The following is a 17,390-nucleotide window of genomic DNA, read 5'->3' as shown; positions in this document are numbered from 1 at the left end:
CAACTTTAATAGTTATTTCCATACTGCAAAATGCAAGCCAACATTTTTAATTATTAATTAGTGGATCTCTATCACCATAAGTCAAAACTAAATAATGATCTTAATCAGTTTTTCACTTAGCACCCTCGATATAAAATAGGAAATATCACAGCGTTATGAAATATCATAACGATATTTCCCATTTATTTCCGATTGATAAGAACAACAAGTGAAGCAGACCCTATGGATAAAGACAGTTTTTACAAACAAGCGGTAGAAGCCCTAACTGGAAGCCTAAGCTTGCATCATGGGCTACAAAACTGCCTTAAATTTATGACCGAAGTCATCCCCGGTGATGTGTTGTCCGTGCATCTTTGGGATGAAAACCTGTGCTCACTAAGAATCATCGCCTCTGCAGATATGACCAGCAGTCGCGCTTGCAACATTATTATCCCTATAGAAGAAGACTTTCGCTATATACCGCGCTGGGAGCAGACCAATGATGTAAAAGCGGTCAATGATTATCAAGACGACCCGATTAGCGCCAAAGTTCAAGAGCATCTCAAGTCCATTTATGGCAATCATACCTACTCACATATGATCTCAAGAATAAAGATTGGTGATGAACGTATTTGTGACATTGCACTATTGGCAAGAGGGGAAAACCGCTTTACCTCCCTACATACCGAACTGTTTTCGTCCTTAAACTCGCCGTTTGGTATTGCGGTCTCAAATAGCATTAAGCATCTAGAAATTAAACAGATGCATGAAAACCTACTTAAAGAAAACCAAGATCTAAAGCATAAGATAGCCGGTATTCATCGTATCGATGTCATTGGTAGCGATAGTGGCTTAAAGCAAACCATGCAGCAGGTTGAAGCCATTGCGCTCACCGATGCACCTGTGCTTATTCTTGGAGAAACAGGGGTAGGCAAAGACGTTATTGCTAATGAAATTCAAGCTCTATCCACCCGTAAAGACGAGCCATTTATTCGAGTAAACTGCGGCGCCATCCCTGAAAGTCTGATAGACAGTGAACTATTTGGCCATGAAAAAGGTGCCTTTACTGGGGCGATTGAGCGTCAGATAGGTCGCTTTGAGCGAGCCAACAAAGGCACCCTCTTCTTAGATGAAATTGGCGAACTCTCTAAACAAGCTCAAGTAAGACTGCTGCGCGTCTTGCAAAATGGAGAGATGGAACGCATTGGCAGTAACTCAACCATTAAGGTCGATGTACGTATTATTGCCGCGACTAATCGCTCTTTAGATAAGATGGTAGAGAACAACACTTTTCGCGCCGACTTATACTATCGCTTGTGTCTATTCCCTATCACTGTGCCACCACTGAGACAGCGCTTAGAAGACATCCCTCTATTTGCTAATCATTTTATCTCGCAGTGCTGTAATAAGTTACACATTCCACAGCCGGAAATTGCACTGGGTGAGATTGCTAACCTGCAAAGCTACCACTGGCCGGGCAATGTGCGCGAGCTTGCCAATATCATCGAACGGTCTGTCATCAGTTGTCAGGGTGCGGAACTGACTTTTTGTACCGCAGAGCCTGCAGCAACCCCGTATCTTTTGTCTGCACAGCAAGATCCAGAGACCATGTTCTATACCTTAGATGAAATCAACAAGAGCCATATAGAGAAGGTGCTTCTGTTTACCAAAGGAAAGATACAAGGTGCAAACGGCGCTGCTGAAATATTAGACATCAATCCACATACGCTGAGAAGCCGTATCAAAAAACTAGGAATTCAAGTTCATACGCTTCATTGATGGGAATACTTGTACCATATGTCGTAAAGTGATAATTAAGCACATCACACTTATTCTCTATATTTATTAAATAACATAGATTTAGCTCATATATTTTTAATTTAAAAAATACTATTTAGTGACCTAGTCGATATTATTCATCGCATTGATATATCTAATAATGAAAATTATATTTCTTTTATGAAATCGCGATTCTTATTCATGCAAAATAATTAATATGAATAGTGATGCGGTTCGATTTTTTATATTGATATTTATCTCATTATAAATACTGAATTTACGGATAATATCAATAAGAGGTCTTAAATATGAACTCAGTTTTAATAATGGTACTTCTTTATAATCTCGTCGTTATTGGCGGGATTGGGTGGTACTTAAATCAACAAGATAAAGCATCGGGGCGTGTCACCGACATGGCACGTGGTGGTGCTGATGCAAATATCGCAATGTTTTCTGTTACGCTCGCCATTACCTACTTAGGTTCGGCGCACGTATATGGACTGATGGAAATGTCCTACGGAATGGGTGCGGTAGCACTTTGGTTCTGTTTCGCCCACACCATACTAATGTGTGTTATTTGTATGGGTACTGGACGCTGGGTTCGTCGTTTAGGATGTTCAACCATTCCTGAGCTACAAGGCAATTTATTTGGCAAGCAAATGCGTAACCTAACTGCATGTATTAGTGCGATGGTGGTATTTGGTCTAGTTTCTCTTGAAACTCAAGCGATTGGTATTGCACTGTCTGCGACCAGTGGGTGGTCACTTCCTTTCTCAATCATTGTTGGTGCATTCCTTGGTCTAGCCTATGTCACTATGGGTGGCATTAAGCAAACCATGTGGGTAAACCTTGTCAACGCTGTGGTAATGTATAGCTCGATTATTATTGCTGCCGTTTACTTAGGCTTCGTTCTACCTGAAGGTTGGGATGGTGTTCGCCAATTCTATATCGACAATGGTCAAGAATTTAAACTGAGCATTTTCGGTACGCCAGACCTACTATTTGGTTTTGGTATTGCCACTGTTTTCTCCGTAGTATTCTCTCAATCTGTTAACCAGCAAGGTATGGCTGCGGCCATGTCTGCAAAAGACGAATCTGTTATCCGTCGTTCAATCTGGATTGCTGCTCCTATCAACGGCATCTTTGGTGTATTCCCTGTACTCGTTGGTCTAGCGGCATTTACTATCCCTGAATTTGCGGAACTGGGTCCTAAACTTGCGGGCGCAACCTTAGTGGTGAAACTGCTACCAACATGGTTAGTCGTCATGCTACAAGCCGGTTTTGTGGGTGCACTACTGTCTACTTACGCAATGACCGTATTGGCTCCTGCTACTATCTTCACCAAAGACATCATTCAAGCAAACCGCAAAACGCCAATGACGCCGATCGAAGAGAAGAGAACCATTCAGCGCCTGATCATTGCGTTCGGCTCTGTTGCTGCAGTACTGACCTTCTTTAACCAACCGGCTATCGTACCGGCTATCAACTGGCTATTTGCATGGTTGGCTCCGTTATTCTTCGTCACAGTTGCAGGACTATTCTGGAAACGAAACACCAATGTGGCAGTTACTGTATTGCTAGTATCTTGGGCGTGTAACATGATTTGGACTATCCGTCCGCTGAAACATGCCATCATCGAAGTACTGCCAATGACGGCACGTCTAGAAAATGCTCATATCACGGCATCGGTTGCCTTTATCTTAACTATTGTATTGCTTATGTTTGCTGGTGAATCTAAGCCGGCAAAATTTCGTTCAAAAACGATGACACAAGCAAGCTCCCACTAGAAGGAATCGCAGATGAATCTTGCATTTGAAATTTTTTTACAGGCACTAACGATGATTTTTTCGATAACTATTATCTCTGTGGTTATCGCTAAATTAATAGGTATTTACTCAGACGAGGACAAAAAATGAATCAGACCGACGTATGGATAATTGGGGTAATTGTGGCTGGGTTTGTTTTCTATGGATGCACGGTGTATTTCGGTAGAGGAAACTAGAAATCTCACGCTATCTTAGCAAAGGGACATAAAGCATAAAGCCCTAACTGCGAGTCACTTCTAAACAAAAATGCACACCTTATAGAGGGTGTGCATTTCTTTTTTCAGCTTGCTTTTTCAGCTTTCTTTTCGGTAGATAAAGCGCCGTTTTAACGCAATATCTCATAACCCAAGCGTTACTGTCGATCTTGCTTTAACAGCTCAAGTTGCTGCTGATATATCTTTTGTAAATCAGCATCATGGCACTCAACATCAATCACCAACTCATCAATACTAGAGGCGATTAAACGCTGAGATTGAGCAATATCATATTCCCGAGCAATCTCTTGTTCGTAGAGCTTCCAATGTTCTAGCAAACCTTGTTGATAGGTTTTTCCCGGCCACGCAGCTGTCATAAACGGCTTAAACGCTACAGCGCCACCAGCGTGAGTTAAAAAGCGCCACATGGTCAAATTGGGGTTGTTTGATAGTCTGGCAATCACATCGGGAATATTGTCGTAAGCTCGCTCAACAACACTTTGAATATGTGGGCTATATTCCCCATCATCCTGTGCACCATTATCCGGGTGATGGATATAATCGAGCATAATTTGGCATAACTGCGGACATCTCAGCATATAGGCCATAAAGTGACACAAATAATGATAAATAAACGATTTATCTGCGACATCAACCTCTATGTACTCTTCTAATCCTTTGCCATAAATATCAACATAATCGTGCATCTTATCGATGATTGCTCGCCAGATCTGCACTTTGCTACCAAAGTAGTGGCGAATCAAACTGTGGGTAACACCTGCTCGCTCACTGATGTCACGTACTGAGACTTGGTTGTATCCCTTCTCACAAAATAAAAACGCCGCGCTACTAAGAATCATCAGCTTTGTTTTTTCAGCTTCTTCTGCGCTTCTTCGACCTTGTTTTCTCTGCACCACAATCCTCTGCGTATTTTGTTGCCTAACGTTAAGGTACTAAATAATGACATGAATACAATAACTCTTTTTATTTACTACACAAGTGTAAAATATATTGATTTAACTTATTCAACACATTTATACTACACGCACGTACAGTAAAGGTGTGTAACATGAAGCTATTTCCCTTAATTATCAGCCTCTTGCTAGGTGTTTTATTAGTCGGTTGTGACCTATCTCACTCCGATGAAATAACTCCTAGCAGTATTAAACCCATTAAAACAACCCGACTGCAGTTGCAGCATATGGACCCCTCCTATCAATTTTTAGGTGAGATTGTTCCAGTAAAGAACTCACCCATCTCTTTTCGTGTTGGAGGAGAAATACAATCAATATCAGTCGAAATGGGGCAAAAAGTGTCGAAAGGACAACTGTTGGCCTCATTAGATGATGCAGACTTAAAATTAGCCGTAAAATCGGCAACCACAGAATTTGTACTGGCGAAAAGTGAGTATCAACGTGCTAAGCAACTGCAGGCAAAAAAACTGATCAGTAAAGATGCATTGGACCAAGCCTATACCCAATACAAAACCACCGAAGCGGCGTTAGAGCAGGCCAAAACTGACCTTTCCTATGGCAAAATCTATGCGCCTTTTTCTGGTGTGGTCTCCATGCGTCATAGCAATGCCCACCAAGTGGTTGCGCCTTTGCAACCTATCGTCAATATCATAGATAACAGCAGTTACAACGTATCGGTGTCGGTGCCGGTTATAGTTGCGCATCGCCTTATGGGAAGACAGCCTAAGTTGCAATTTGTCAGTGATACTTTACCTGATCACCCTTTCCCTGCGCAGATCATCGAAATATCTAGCCAACCCGATTTAGACACCAATAGCTATTTAGTGAAGGTGGCATTTAATTCAACAATCCCACTCATGCCCGGACACAGCGGTCAATTGCAGGTGTTTATCCAAAGTGATCAATCTGCCCCAAATCCTATTCAAAGCAGTGCATGGATTGATATGGCAGAAGTGAATCATATGCAAAAAGGCCATGTTTGGATCTATGACCCAAGCAGTTCAAAGGTGCATCGACGACTGGTATCGGTCAATCTTGATACTGGCGTGGTATTTGGCGTGAAATCAGGAGAAATACTGGTAGAAAGCGGCGTGCAAACATTAGTAGAAAACCAAATTGTACGCCCATGGATCAGAGAACGAGGCATTTGATGAAACGCACCTTAACTACCCCCTTAGTCGCGATAATGTGTACGCTATTAAGCGGCTGTTTTAGCGAGCAAGCAGCGCTAACACCCCCTACATTACACCTTAAAACCTTTGAGGTAAAACAGCAGATCACCCTTGGCAACCGTGAATTCAATGGGGTCAGTGTGCCCGCAGATATTACGCCACTTGCCTTTGTTAATGCCGGTGAAATGACTCACTTATCCGTCAAATCGGGTGACACTGTCGTTAAAGGTCAAGTGCTTGCTACTCTTGACGATACCCGTATTAATCAGCAATTAAAGCAAGCGAAAGTGGCGCTAGATCTTGCCAATAAACAACGCGCCCGAGCGCAACAACTAAAAGCCAAGAAAATGATATCTCGCGCTGAATTTGATGCCATTAACGGCAAACAACAGTTGGCGGATATTCAGTATCAATCACTGCAACGTCGTTTATCACAAACTCGATTGCTTGCTCCTTTTGACGCAACCATCGCCACCGTGGAAAAAGAAGTCGCGGAAAATGTCACCTCAGCAGAGCCAATATTAACCCTGTATCGACACGACCGCGTGCAAGTGGATATCAATGTCACCGAAGAAATGCTGCTCAGCTTACGGCCTAAACTCGGCACTCAGGTGCAAATCCAGTTTGAAAGTTTGCAACAACCTGTCAATGGTAGATTGTTGCTATGGTCGGCTGAACCTACCGCTAATCACGGTAATTATCTGATGCGCTTTGAGGTAAACCAAACCCCTACCAAAGTATTGCCGGGCACCGCGGCGCAAGTCGTTATGATAACCAATAAAGCCTCGCAGACACTTGCGTATCTTATTCCGGCCAACACACTGGTGGCGGGCAACAATCCAAGTGAATTTAGTGTGTGGCTGTATAAAAACCAACAATTGACCCAACAAGACGTCACAGTAAATTCCATTACAAAAGATGGCGCCGTGATCAGCAAAGGCTTACAGCAAGGCGATTTGCTCATCACCAACCAACTCTCTAAGTTAACTCATCACCGTCCATTTACCATTGTGGGCAAGGTATCTCAATAATGAACATCGCACACTACTCTATAAAAAACAGCGTCATCAGCTGGATGTTTATCCTGATCTTACTCATCGGTGGCATCATCACCTTTAACGATCTAGGTCGCTTAGAAGACCCAGAATTTACCATCAAAGATGCCATGGTGGTTGCCACCTACCCGGGCGCGACTCCTCACGAAGTGGAAGAAGAGTTAGCCTACCCTCTAGAAAAAGCCATTCGCCAGTTGCCGTATGTGGATCACATTACTTCGACCACAACCGCAGGTAAAACCCAAATTTTAGTGCGCATGAAATCTATCTATGCTTCGGATCAATTAGCGCAAATATGGGATGAAATGCGCCGCAAAATCAATGATCTGAAACCAAGCTTGCCACAAGGGGTACAAGGGATTTCAGTACTTGATGATTTTGGTGATGTGTACGGCATGTCGCTCACCTTAACCGGCAAAGCCTACAGTTATCCTGAATTAAAACGCTACGCTGATTATCTGTCGCGGGAGCTAGAATTAATTGATGGCGTTGGCAAAGTCTTGATCACAGGCGATCAGCCAGAGCAAATCTATATCGAAATGTCCACCGAGCGACTGGCGGCGTTGAACCTTGACTCTAATACTGTAGTTGGACTCATTAACCAACAAAACTCGGTGCAAAATGCTGGGCAAGTGATGGTATCTGGCGATAATTTACGCCTGCGCCCTACTGGCAATATGTCTTCCATTGAGAGCTTAGAAAACCTTATTATTCACGGCCGAGATACTGGCAAACTTATTCGCCTTAAAGACATTGCCACCGTTAAACAAGGCATTTCAGAGCAGCCGCAGAATCTAGTGCTATTTAACGGGCAACCTGCCTTAAACATCGGCATCTCGTTTGCATCAGGCGTGAATGTGGTCGATATAGGTCAGGCTATTTCACAGCGCATCCAACAACTAGACAATGAAACTCCTGTAGGTATGAAGCTGAATGTCTTTTATGACCAGTCTCATGAAGTGGCTCATTCAGTAAACAGCTTTCTAGTCAGCCTTGCACAAGCAATAGGTATTGTTATCGTCGTATTGCTGTTTGCCATGGGACTGCGCAGCGGCCTGATTATCGGCTTAGTGTTACTGTTAACTGTGTTTGGCACCTTTATTTTGATGGACTATCAAAATATCGAACTGCACCGCATCTCCCTTGGCGCCTTGGTTATTGCCCTTGGCATGTTAGTGGATAATGCCATCGTGGTGGTGGAAGGTATCCAAGTTGGCATGAAGCGTGGGCTTTCAAAAGCTCAAGCGGCTATGGCAATAGTCAAACAAACCCAATGGCCACTATTAGGCGCCACTATAATTGCCATTACTGCATTTGCACCGATTGGCTTATCGCAAGATGCCACGGGCGAATTCATGGCATCGCTATTTTGGGTGTTATGTTTTTCGCTGTTTTTGAGTTGGGTGACGGCATTAACTTTAACCCCGTTTTTAGCTGAGCGCTTTTTAGGAGACATTGAGCCAACCACGGACAACGATGACTTATACCAAGGCGTCATATTTACCCTATTTAAACGCGCTCTGATATTTGTCCTTCATTATAAAAAGTTATCTTTGGTGACGCTTCTACTATTACTGGTAAGCGCCGTCATTGGCTTTGGCTCAGTCAAACAACAGTTTTTCCCAGCTTCAAATACACCAATTTTTTATGTCAATGCGTGGCTTCCGCAAGGTGCGGATATTCGACAAACCACCCAAATAACCAAGCAAATCAATGAATTTATTCAGCAAAATGACAAAGTCGATTATGTTGCAACAACGATAGGGCAAGGTTGGCAGCGCTACTCTCTGACCTATCAGCCTGAGATGTCTTACCCTTCTTATGCGCAACTTTTGGTGCGAGCGCATGATTTGGATAGCATGTTCGCACTATTAGAAAATCTAAATACCACGCTTCCCCAGCAATTTCCGCAAGTAGATTTTAGGTTGCAAGTGGTGGAATTTGGTCCTTCTCCTGCGTCAAAAATTGAAGCACGTATCACAGGGCCTGACATGCAAGTACTACGTCATATCTCCAATGATATTGAACGTATTATTGCCAGTGATCCTGGCGCGCGTAATGTGCGAAATAACCTGCGCGAAAAGAGTAAGATTCTCGTGCCTGCGTTTAATGAATCGAAAGCGCGTCGCCTTGGAATCTCTAAACAAGATTTGTCACAAACTCTGGAAATGGCGTTTGGCGGTGTGCCGATTGGTGTCCTTCGAGACGGCACTAAACAGCTACCAATCATTTCTCGTCTGCCTAAAGTGGAGCGAGAAGATATTCAAACATTGAAACGCTTACAAATTTGGAGCCCAGTGCTCCAAGGCTATGTGCCGATTGAGCAAGTTGTGGATGGTTTGAGTCTAGATTGGGAAGATTCCATCATTATGCGCCGTGACAGAAAACGTGAAATTTCAGTCTTAGCCGACCATGATATTCTCAGTAGTGAAACACCAGCTGTACTGTTTAACCGTATTCGACCGCTTGTCGAGGCGTATCATCTTCCTGCGGGATATCAGCTAAATTGGGGGGGTGAATATGAATCCGAGCAACAGGCGCAACAAGCACTTGGCGCGGCAATGCCACTAGGTTATTTGCTGATGTTTGTGATTACGGTATTTTTGTTCAATTCCCTACGCAAGCCTTTAGTTATTTGGTTTACCGTACCATTGTCCATTATTGGGGTCAGTTTTGGTTTGCTAGCAACTGGTTTGCCATTTAGTTTCACCGCCCTTCTAGGTCTGCTTAGTTTAAGTGGGATGGTCATTAAAAATGGCATCGTATTGATGGATCAAATTAATACCGACCTTGGCAGTGGTAAGCCTCCGTATGTGGCACTTATCGACAGTGCGCTAAGCCGTGTTAAACCTGTGAGTATGGCGGCATTGACCACGATTTTAGGCTTAATACCATTAGTCGCAGATCCGTTTTTTGGCTCTATGGCAGTCACCATAATGGCAGGTCTTGGCTTTGCGACTGTGTTGACTTTGGTGGTGGTGCCTTTGTTATACGCAACTTTTTATCGGGTTAGTAAAACGAACGCATAACGCACTGATATCAAAGGTAAACCCAAAAAATAAGGCCTATTCAATTTTAAATGAATAGGCCTTTCTTGTTGAGCTATTTTCTATTTCCAACAGCGCAGTAACCGATACTCTTTTACTGCTAATTAATTACTTAGCATCTTTTGCGTGAGCTTCTAAAAATGACATCACCAGTTTTCGCTGCTCAGGATCAAGCCCGGCACGAGGGAACATACTTTGAGTAATACTGTGCCATTGTGCTTTGGTGTACTGCTTAGGATCTTTGGCTGAGTGACACATAGTGCAGCGCTCATAAAATAGCGCCTCACCGGCGCTGTGCACGCTCGGCTTAGCCGCTTTTTGCGTCTCGGCACTATTAGCTTTTGCACGGGCTGAAATAGGCGCGGCAGTTACGGTATGCCCCTGTTTGTTGGTTTCAACAACTGGTGGCTCAAAAGCGCGATTATCAGATTCAGGATCATGGCAAGGCTTCATGTAGGCTAAGCAAGTATTGGCGATCGTCGCCTGACTAAGACCGCTGCTTGCTTTACTTGAGGTCAGCACATTAATTGCGCCGCCGTTACAACGTCCCCTTTGGTCAAATTGTAACCATGCGCCTTCTTCTAAACTGATCACGCCCGGCATGATTTGATCCGACACTTTCGCGCCCGCAATCACATGTCCACGTTCGTTATAAATCTCGACTAAACTGCCCGCTTTAATGCCTCGCTTGTCGGCATCTTGCTGATTAATGAGAACATATTGACGGCCCTGAACATTTTCAATGTTTCGAATGTCAGCGTTTGCTAACTGCGAGTGCACTCGCATATAAGGGTGCGGGCTAACCACATGCACCTGCTCAGAATCGGCGTTACCTAAGTACTCACTAGGCGTCATAAAGCTTGGCATTGGCGGGCAATCACTAACATTAAAATCGGCGATATCTTGACAATAAAGTTCTATTTTCCCTGAACGTGTGTGTAATGGGTTGCTTTCTGGATCATTGTAAAAATCACCGTGTCTCACCCACTGCTTGGCTTTTTCTGGGACGGGCATAGGCGCAACGCCTAATCGCCAAAAGTCATCAAATGGCATGGTAGCCGATGAGGCTTGGTAGCCTTTTTTCACTATATCGTCAGCGCTGGAATCTTGAGTAAACTGCTTTTCAACACCGAAGATGGCGGATAATCTACGGAAAATCTCAAAGTCATCAAGACTTTCTCCATAAGGTTCTATCACTTGGCGCATTGCATACACTTTATCTGTGCTGTAAGTGCCGCCAGAGGTTACATCATTGCGTTCTAATGTGCTGGTTGCTGGCAGAACAATATCGGCGAAGCGAGACGATGCGCACCACCAAGGGTCTTGGCAAACAAAGGTTTCCACTTTTTCGTTTAAGGCTTTAAGGAACTCATTAGTGTTTTGCTGATGAGACACCACATTATTACCGGCGTTATAAATCATTTTCACGTCAGGATAAGTGTATTCGAGGCCATCTCGGGTAAAGGATTTGCCCGGGTTGTTCAACATCTCTGAGATGCGCGAAGCAGGACAGATCGATTTCACTGGGTTTCGACCTTGTGACAAGCCAATCGGCGCAGTTTTACCTGATTGTGGCATGCCGCCATTGCCATAGTGCCAGCTAAAGCCAACCCCCTCGCCCGGCTTACCAATTTTGCCTATCATGGCGGCAAAGTTGATGATAGCCCAATGCACCATTTCACCGTGATCAGCTCGTTGTAGCGACCAAGAAGCGGCAAATTGCGTGCGGGTAGTGACAAAGCGAATCGCCAGAGATTTGATCTCATCGGCGCTAATGCCAGTAATTTTTTCAGCCCACTCCGGTGATTTCACTATACCGTCGTCTTTACCTTGTAGATGATCGATGTATTTATCCGAGCCAACGGTATAACGCTCAAGATATTTAGCATCGTGCATGCCTTGGCTATGCACGTATTGCGCCATAGCTAAAAATAGCGCGGTATCTGTGTTGGGCACAATTTTAACCCACTCGGCATCGAGCTCCACATCGGTATGGGTGCGTTGCGGGTTGATTGAAATGAACTTAACCCCTGCTTGCACAAACTCTTTCCAATGCGGGTACATTTGATGGTCAGCAACACGAGCTTCGATGCGGTTGTTCTTCCAAGGGTCGCAACCAATCAGCACAAAGGTTTGCGTATATTCCTTTATAACAGGCCACGCAGTTTGCGGAGAGTACACTTCCATATCGCCAATCACGTGCGGCAAAATAATTTGCGATGCGCCGCCAGAGTAATCACCAGTAGTTGCACTCTGGCCGCCAATAAGATTAAAGAAACGACCTTGTAATACATGCGGTTTCATCAACCCCGGATGCGCCCATCCGCCGTAAGAGCTGCTAAATATGGCTTCGTTACCGTGTTGCTCAACCGTGTGGTTTATGGCATTAGCAACCAAAGATAACGCCGTCTCCCAACTCACTTGCACAAACGATTCTTTACCGCGTAAATGAGGTTTAGTATCTCCAGTAGGATCAGCAAGATAAGACGCGCGCACCATAGGATATTGCACTCGAGTGTCATCGTATAAACGGCTCAAGATACCTTTGGTCAACATCTCCGTAGGCATAGCATCCAACTCAGAAATTGGCTGAATACCAATCACAACCCCATCTTTGACGATCGCATTAAAAGGCCCAAAGTGGCTGGCATGAGGGATAATTTGAGTATCCTCATCAAACACTTTATCGATAGAGAAAAGAGTAAGACCGCTACCAGTGACAATTGCCGTAGCCAGAGAGCCTTTGAGGAAGTTGCGTCTTGAAATCGTCATAGCATCGCTTACCAAAGAAGAAATGCGCCTGATAATAATCAGCCAAACGCATATAGTCACCCCCTTAAATGAGAATGACTCACAAACTTAGTTACAAAAAATAGCAACTTGCGGGGTCAGGTCTTGAAATTTGCATCACCCTGAGTCACTTCCATATTTAGCCGCATCTATAAAGGGCTAAAAATATCAACATCTCATCATCAATGAATAGTTATGTAGGTAGCTATAGAAAATATAGACGTAGCTATTCTCTTTACTCAAGTTTTTAATCTAGGTTGAAAACTGAAAATTCCAATTTTGCAACATCAGATTGCATAGCCACGCCCGTTACAGCAAGGACTCTCCCACACAGCCCTTAAAATGGGGAACCTTGCAAATTTCAAGACCTGACCCCCGAATAGATATGCAAAATTCAAGACCTGACCCCGTTGTATCAATTTGATCTGCATTATATAGTGCGAAGTTCGACATATTTTCTTACAAATTAATATTCATCGGCATAGTAGTAATAGATAAATGAATAAAAACTCGAATAGTATGGGCTACAAAGGAACTGTAGTGTCTTTGTTGTGTTCACTAGCAATAGTGGGATGCGGCCCGAAAGATGAAGAATATAAAGAAGTGGCTAAAGATATTAATCAGATGACAACATCTGACATTAGCAGCTTAAATGACACTAAATTCATATATAGCCATACCGTCACTCAATTACCGTCTTTTCTGAATAATGCGGTTGCCTACGATATTCGTCGTCATGCATCGGTAAAAATTAACCTAGTCTCAGATGGTATAGAAGTGAGAGCGCTTCCTCGTGATATTTATACGAGTGACAACCAAAGTAATATTACTAATTGGCCGATGGTGTTGTTTATACCGGGTAGCTATATCGACTATAAATGTCAGGAAGACAGCTACGACAAATGTATCAACAAAGAAACCGTTAATTCTGATGCTGATGTGCCGTGGGATAAAAAACGTTACTTCATTCCAGATCTCGCCAATGTTGAGCAATTCTCAGATGGTGAGGAAGGTATAGGCCAACAGTTTAACAACTGTATGCAGCAGCAAGGTGGCGCAACCTTAGTGCACGATGGTAGCTGGAACGGTTCTGAGATTGACCTAAAAAATGGCATCATCAACTTTGAACTGCAAAAACGCTATACGCTAAGTAACAGTAACTCTTGTCAGGTTGTTTATCGCAATATTGCCGGTAGTGAATCAGGCACAGGCACAAGCTCAAACAGCTTCGCTACCCATGAATTTTACTCGATTGTTGCTAAAGATAATCTGAGTAAAAAAGAGTACACCCCTGTTCCGTATAGCCATGAAGACTTTGCTCGATTTGGCTTTTTTGACAGTGAAACAGAAAATTTAGCGTATATTTCGCTTCGAGATAGAAGCAAAGTACAAAATGGTCATCGTTACCATGACTATCTATATCGCTGGAATCCAAACAGAGAAAACATCACTTATTATTTAGACAATAATTATTATCTTCCAGAGAACAAACCGTATTTAGATTCGGCTAAGAATGCCATCAAAGCCATTAACATTGAGCTTAAAGAAGCGAAAACGGGCGTTCCGACTATTATTCTTAAAAAACAAGGGGATAAAAGATTCGGCGACTTGCGCTATAGCTATATCACGCTAGATAACTTCGCTGATAACTTTAATTACAGCGGGCTAACAGAGTCTATTACTGATACCCAAACGGGTGAAATCGTAGCAAGCCATATTGTTATGAACCTACCAATGTCTCGCTCAACGGGCACAGAAGGTCGTTATGACACTATTCGTGATACGTTTAAATATTTAGACGGCAAACTCAATGCCGATGAAATCAGTGCAAAACTCACTAGCGGTGATATGAATGCGAGTGATACTAGCACGTCACAATCCACTGCAACCGCAGATGATACCGCGTATAACACATCCAGTGATGATGAAGCGCTATCTGATGCTGAACGTTCAAACCTGGCTAAATCAACCCAATACTATAATGCCCTGCATGGCTTAGAGACGTTTGGTGCGAACAAAAGGGTAGGTGTAGGCACTTATGATATAGACAACGGTGTCCATGCATCTACATCTATGAAGGTACCACCGATACCTAAAACACCTGAAGTTTCAGGGGATCAATTACCGCCATATATCCAAACGTTCTGGACAGAAAACTTATCTCCAATTTATGGGCCAGACTCAACGATTTGGGATGACCCTGATTTATGGACCGGTGAACCAAGACATTCTGACATGTTGAGTTTCTCTGAGTTATCTCCAAAAAATCAATTGCTTATGCAGGAAATTACCGGCAATGGTTTCTACTCAGCTATTTTAACTCACGAACTGGGCCACTCATTCGGTCTTCGTCATAACTTCCGTTCTAGTGTAGATCTTGCGCATCACTTCACCAAAAATTCGCCATTCTACAAAAAAGTACAACCAAAAATTGATAAAGCGTTAGGTGTAGCTGGCGATAAATCCATGCAAATCATTACCAGTTATAGTTCAGTAATGGAGTACATGGCAGATTCAAGCTTCTATAATAATATTTATGGCGCTTACGATTTAGCCGCACTGCGTTTTGGTTATGCTCGTGAAATACAACCTAAGATGTCAGATGACACTATCTTTGATGCTGATGGACCTTGGATAAGTGTTAAGACTCGAGATAACAGTATTCTAGGCTCATGGAAAAAAGAGCAGCCGACTACCCCAACCTTAGGCAATGGTACTATCTCTACTTTAGAAAAATCCTATAAGATGGATACTGTTCGCTATCAGTTCTGTAGTGATTCAGATATCGAAACGGATTTCTACTGTAATAAATCAGACGTTGCTCTTGAGTCTTCGGCAATGAACCCAGGGGGCGCGGACACATTCAAAAGTATCAGCCGCCAATTATTAGATGGTGTTTATGTCTCTTTTTATAATCAAAGTGTCGGCGGAAACGGTCTATCGGATCTCTCTGCTCTCGGTAAAATCTTTGATAACGGCGACTACTACACCTCTACGAGTGCCTTGATTAAAATTCGTCATAACATTGCACGCGCAGCCAACTCAGCGGGTGTTTATGATGCGGACGATTATTTAAATGACCAAACTTGCCCATATAACTTTGGCTCTCAACCATCACCCTATTCAGTTAAAGGGCTAGAGCAGTGCACCTCATTGCGATTTAGTTTAGATTCGGTGTTGTTGTATTCTTTGTCAGCGCTGAACGTCAATGACGTTGACGCTCGCGTAAGAATATACCAAAGACCAAAACCAGGTATTAGCGTAAATCTATCCACTCCTGTTTACGCAACTGATGTCAATTTAAATGACCTGTATAACGCAGTAACGGACTTGCACATCTCTTATGATGGGAGCAAGTCACCAATGACATCATCAAATGATCTGCATAAGAACTTTACAGATGAACAGCATCAAGAGTTGTTGTTTAAAGTATTGATAGAAAATAATCCTGCGGTTATCAATGCCTTTAGCATGACTCAACCCGTACCTATTGATGCCAGAAACTATCGAGTTGAAGTCACTCCGTCACCAACAGCGTCTGTAGTGACACCGCTGAATGGCATTAATCTGCCTAGCGATATTCACCCTCAAGACGGAAACCTATATAAGAAAATTGCGCCACAATGGCCGACTAAACTTGAGCTAATGCAAGATCTGTTGCGTACCTCTGATCTTGATTCAATGGACCACTTCTCTAATCTAGCGATGGTGGATTACGATCATAAAATGGGACGTACTGTTGAAATGTTCTTGTGTAACTCGGTAATGCACACCGACTATGCACAATTCCACTCAAGTACGGCAAAAGAACCTCTGTCTTACACGACAGCAATACCCACTGAACCTGTGCTAAATAACACTTGTGTTCAAGATATTATTCAACATAGTGACATTACTGACGAAGGTGCCATCGTAGCCGCTCAGCCATACGCTCCGTATATCTCATCTCCGGCGCCAGGTTTCTACTATGAGAACTACATCAAGCAATATCTGACATACAACTTATTAAGTGGTAAAGGTAACGATCCTGCCAATAAGTACATTGAACCTGTCACTAAGTCAGAGTCGAATAAGCACTTATATAGACACTTTGGTTTGTCGTACTCTAGCGCGGCAGAAGAAGGAATGACTTCAAGAACTAATTACCTGAAAGCATTACTAAAACAAGTGGTTTTAGCCACTGAAGATGGTGTGCAAGGCTCTTATGGCCACAGTGAAAACTGGCGCGAATATGTGTCAGTACATAAAGATTCAGGTCTGTTCCAAGGTAGCCCTATTTACACTTACGATACGGTTAAGCAAGAGTACACAGTAGACCAAAGTTGGATGACATCTAACGAAGTTTACAACCCAGATACCGGTAAAAGTGTCTACATTGGTCCTAAAAATGCCTTAGCTCAAAAACTAAGAAAAAGGATCCAAAATACTGTTGTGAAACTATGGCAATTGAATAAAGCGAGTCATACCCCAAGCTTGGTTCCGATTCCAGATACTCATATGAGTGAAAACCTTAAACTGCAACTAGAACGCGATAAGCAAGTGCTGTTTAACATTCTGCCAGAACTTGACTAAGG

8 protein-coding genes are annotated in these 17,390 nt (G+C 43.2%); 6 read left to right on the top strand and 2 right to left on the bottom strand.

What is annotated here, in order from left to right; translation table 11 throughout:
* Window positions 1-222 precede the first annotated feature (222 nt).
* On the top strand, window positions 223-1,758 hold the full coding sequence (locus QV280_RS03915; protein ID WP_152821743.1) for a sigma-54 interaction domain-containing protein: 1,536 nt from the start codon (window positions 223-225) through the stop codon (window positions 1,756-1,758).
* 308 nt (window positions 1,759-2,066) lie between these two features.
* Window positions 2,067-3,545, top strand: a complete 1,479-nt coding sequence (locus QV280_RS03910) for a sodium:solute symporter family protein (protein ID WP_152821741.1) — start codon at window positions 2,067-2,069, stop codon at window positions 3,543-3,545.
* 391 nt (window positions 3,546-3,936) lie between these two features.
* Here the strand turns inward: QV280_RS03910 and QV280_RS03905 are convergent, their stop codons facing one another.
* Window positions 3,937-4,692: a TetR/AcrR family transcriptional regulator gene (locus QV280_RS03905; protein ID WP_152821739.1), complete on the bottom strand. Its 756-nt coding sequence runs from the start codon at window positions 4,690-4,692 to the stop codon at window positions 3,937-3,939.
* A 155-nt stretch (window positions 4,693-4,847) separates the two neighbouring features.
* Between QV280_RS03905 and QV280_RS03900 the strand changes: the two genes are divergently transcribed.
* From QV280_RS03900 to QV280_RS03890, 3 genes are read left to right on the top strand one after another with little or no spacing between them, the layout of a single operon-like run.
* On the top strand, window positions 4,848-5,903 hold the full coding sequence (locus tag QV280_RS03900; RefSeq protein ID WP_152821737.1) for an efflux RND transporter periplasmic adaptor subunit: 1,056 nt from the start codon (window positions 4,848-4,850) through the stop codon (window positions 5,901-5,903).
* On the top strand, window positions 5,903-6,955 hold the full coding sequence (locus QV280_RS03895) for an efflux RND transporter periplasmic adaptor subunit (protein ID WP_172972827.1): 1,053 nt from the start codon (window positions 5,903-5,905) through the stop codon (window positions 6,953-6,955). The genes QV280_RS03900 and QV280_RS03895 overlap by 1 nt, the downstream gene beginning before the upstream one ends.
* Window positions 6,955-10,008, top strand: coding sequence for an efflux RND transporter permease subunit (locus QV280_RS03890; protein WP_152821733.1), 3,054 nt, complete (start codon window positions 6,955-6,957; stop codon window positions 10,006-10,008). Before QV280_RS03895 ends, QV280_RS03890 begins: the two co-directional genes overlap by 1 nt.
* Before the next feature lie 126 nt (window positions 10,009-10,134).
* Here the strand turns inward: QV280_RS03890 and QV280_RS03885 are convergent, their stop codons facing one another.
* A complete protein-coding gene (locus tag QV280_RS03885; protein ID WP_152821731.1) occupies window positions 10,135-12,798 on the bottom strand; it encodes a molybdopterin-dependent oxidoreductase in 2,664 nt (887 codons plus the stop codon).
* Between the two features lie 516 nt (window positions 12,799-13,314).
* On the opposite strand from QV280_RS03885, the gene QV280_RS03880 reads away from it, so the two are divergent.
* Window positions 13,315-17,388, top strand: coding sequence for a hypothetical protein (locus QV280_RS03880; RefSeq protein ID WP_152821729.1), 4,074 nt, complete (start codon window positions 13,315-13,317; stop codon window positions 17,386-17,388).
* Window positions 17,389-17,390: the final 2 nt, after the last annotated feature.

It is taken from the genome of Vibrio sp. B1Z05 (genome assembly GCF_052955985.1).
This window is presented reverse-complemented; position numbering and strand designations above follow the sequence as displayed.

Excerpts from the sequence above, each read along its gene's own strand:
- QV280_RS03915 (WP_152821743.1), top strand. The coding sequence starts at position 223 with ATGGATAAAGACAGTTTTTACAAACAAGCGGTAGAAGCCCTAACTGGA.
- QV280_RS03910 (WP_152821741.1), top strand. The coding sequence starts at position 2,067 with ATGAACTCAGTTTTAATAATGGTACTTCTTTATAATCTCGTCGTTATT.
- QV280_RS03900 (WP_152821737.1), top strand. The coding sequence starts at position 4,848 with ATGAAGCTATTTCCCTTAATTATCAGCCTCTTGCTAGGTGTTTTATTA.
- QV280_RS03895 (WP_172972827.1), top strand. The coding sequence starts at position 5,903 with ATGAAACGCACCTTAACTACCCCCTTAGTCGCGATAATGTGTACGCTA.
- QV280_RS03890 (WP_152821733.1), top strand. The coding sequence starts at position 6,955 with ATGAACATCGCACACTACTCTATAAAAAACAGCGTCATCAGCTGGATG.
- QV280_RS03885 (WP_152821731.1), bottom strand. The coding sequence starts at position 12,798 with ATGACGATTTCAAGACGCAACTTCCTCAAAGGCTCTCTGGCTACGGCA.
- QV280_RS03880 (WP_152821729.1), top strand. The coding sequence starts at position 13,315 with ATGAATAAAAACTCGAATAGTATGGGCTACAAAGGAACTGTAGTGTCT.